The following is a 1,383-nucleotide window of genomic DNA, read 5'->3' as shown; positions in this document are numbered from 1 at the left end:
AACACGGAAGAAGGCGTGATGTACGTTTGGGTAGAAACGCGTGATCCTAACTTCACGACCATTATTCCTGCAGAAGACATCATCGAGCAAAACGGCAATTCTTATAAAGTAAAAGGCATGGCGTCTTACAATAAGATTCTCGATGAAGTGGATTACATGACGATTCACGTCGGCGCACAAGAAGCGGCGGGCTGGGAATCGGGCATGGATAACGCAGCTCGCTTTGGCTTTATCTACAACATCCACAACATGAATTCGCAAGCTGAAGACATCAGCAATCCAGACAGAAATGTGGATCAACTTGGTCGCTACGCGGCAAGTGCGTACGGCTTTGATAACAGCATCAAGCTGGAAGGCGAAGAGTGGGTGTACAGCAATACGTCAGCGGAAAACTTAGCGAAACTCGATCTTGCGAAGAAAGATTGGGAAGTTCGTTTTGCAGAAAACCGCACCAACAATAACGCTGCGGACGGCGAGCTGCTTGGCTTCTCTATGCTGCAAGAATCGGTGGATCAAGCCTCTTACATGTACTCAGACAACAAATACTTAGCGGAAATGGCGAAGTTGGTGTCCGATGGCGTAGAAGGTAAAGATCGTGCGCAAGAATTCCTTAACGGCGCAGAAAAAATCAAGACTTACATTAACCAATGTATGTTTGATGAAAGCACAGGATTCTTCTACGACATTCACTTAAATGTGGCTGAAGATGGCACTACTCCTGCGCCTCTTGCAAATGGTTGCGCGGGTTTGCCGATTGTAGAGCGTGGACGTGGCCCTGAAGGTTGGTCGCCGCTGTTTAATGGTGCAGCAACGCAAGAGCATGCCGATAAAGTGATCGCGGTAATGCGTGATCAAGACGAGTTCAACACGCCAGATAAATTCCAAGGAACGGGTGTGCCTTTGCCGACCGCATCGCAAACCAACCCTGCTTACGGTAAAGATGTGTACTGGCGTGGTCGCGTGTGGCTAGATCAAGTGTACTTTGGCTTCCGTGCGATGGAAAACTACGGCTACAAAGAAGAAGCGATCGCAATGGCGAATGAGTTGTTTAACAACGCAGAAGGTATGACGGGTGACATGCCAATCCGTGAAAACTACAACCCTGAGACGGGCGCGGTACAAGGTGCGTCGAACTTCTCTTGGTCTGCAGCGCATTTGTACATGATGTACAACGGATTCTTCAAAAACTAGATCGCACATATTAGGCGCTTTGGATGACCCCCCTAGCATTCGTAGCGCTTAACGAACGATAATTCAGTGACAAATAAGACAAACCGGACTGTATTGGCAGTCCGGTTTTTTTTATGTCTCTTGTCACACAGATTTTAGTGCTGGGTCAGGGCGTGTTGCCATATCGAAAGCATCTCTTCACTAAACAAGTAA

Annotated in this window: 1 protein-coding gene; it reads left to right on the top strand. The window is 47.8% G+C overall.

Translation table 11 applies throughout. From position 1 onward, the window contains the following. A partial coding sequence (locus tag R7Q47_RS24595) for an MGH1-like glycoside hydrolase domain-containing protein (RefSeq protein ID WP_318089866.1) occupies positions 1-1,191 on the top strand: 1,191 nt, incomplete at its 5' end. Positions 1,192-1,383 lie beyond the last annotated feature (192 nt).

It is taken from the genome of Vibrio sp. Vb0349 (genome assembly GCF_033338975.1).
This window is presented reverse-complemented; position numbering and strand designations above follow the sequence as displayed.